Origin of the sequence: Kitasatospora purpeofusca (assembly GCF_000718025.1) — a bacterium.
Lineage (GTDB): Bacteria > Actinomycetota > Actinomycetes > Streptomycetales > Streptomycetaceae > Kitasatospora > Kitasatospora purpeofusca.
Genome location: NZ_JODS01000085.1, coordinates 1 through 867 on the forward strand (window position 1 = coordinate 1; position 867 = coordinate 867).

General features: G+C 65.9%; 1 protein-coding gene. It reads left to right on the top strand.

All coding sequences use genetic code 11. The annotated features are described in order from the left end of the window. Positions 1-39 precede the first annotated feature (39 nt). A protein-coding gene (locus IF01_RS47265) for an IS5 family transposase (RefSeq protein WP_094745763.1) occupies positions 40-857 on the top strand; the annotation gives its coding sequence in 2 pieces (ribosomal slippage) (positions 40-388 and positions 388-857; 819 coding nt in all). Positions 858-867: the final 10 nt, after the last annotated feature.

Genomic DNA, 867 nt, shown 5'->3' on the forward strand with positions numbered 1-867 from the left:
AGACCGTGTCCTATGTGGTGAAGGCTCGTTGATCGAGGCATGGGGCGGGGTACGTGGAGTTGGATCGTTCCGGACGGGTTGTGGGAGTTGGCGAAGCCGCTGATCCCGCCGGACCGGGTGCGGCCACAGGGCGGTGGGACGGTGAACGCGCCTGATGAGACGCTGTTCGCTGCGATTGTGTACGTGCTGGTCAGCGGCTGTGCCTGGCGTGCGTTGCCGCCCTGCTTCGGGGTTTCCAAGTCCACCGTCCACCGCCGCTTCCTCATCTGGTCGAGGGCCGGCGTGTGGGGCCGGCTTCACGAGCTGGTCTTGGAGCGCCTTGACGGTGTTGGCCTGCTGGATGTCTCCCGCGTGGTGCTCGACTCCGCCCACGTGAGGGCCAAAAAAGGGGCGAACTCACAGGTCCGAGCCCCGTGGACCGGGGCAAGCCGGGTTCCAAGATGCACGTCCTGTCGGACGCGGGCGGGCTGCCCCTCGTCGTCGGCGTCACTGCGGGAAACACCCACGACAGCAAAGCCCTGAAACCCATGGTTGAGGGCTACCGGATGAGACAGGAGGCCCAGGGCGACCGCTATCGCAAGCCCGGACGCCTCCACGCAGACAAAGCGTACGACGTTCCGCACCTGCGAAAATGGCTGCGTGGCAAGCGGATTGGCGTCCGCATCGCACGCAAGGGCATCGAGTCCAGCGAGCGCCTCGGACGCCGCAGGTGGGTCATTGAACGGACCATGTCGTGGCTGACCGGCTACCGCCGACTCAACCACCGCTACGAACGCGACCCCCGAAACTACCTGGCCTTTCTCGGCCTTGCCGCCACCCTGTGCTGCTACAAGCACCTGGCCCGCTTCACCACATAGGACACGGTCT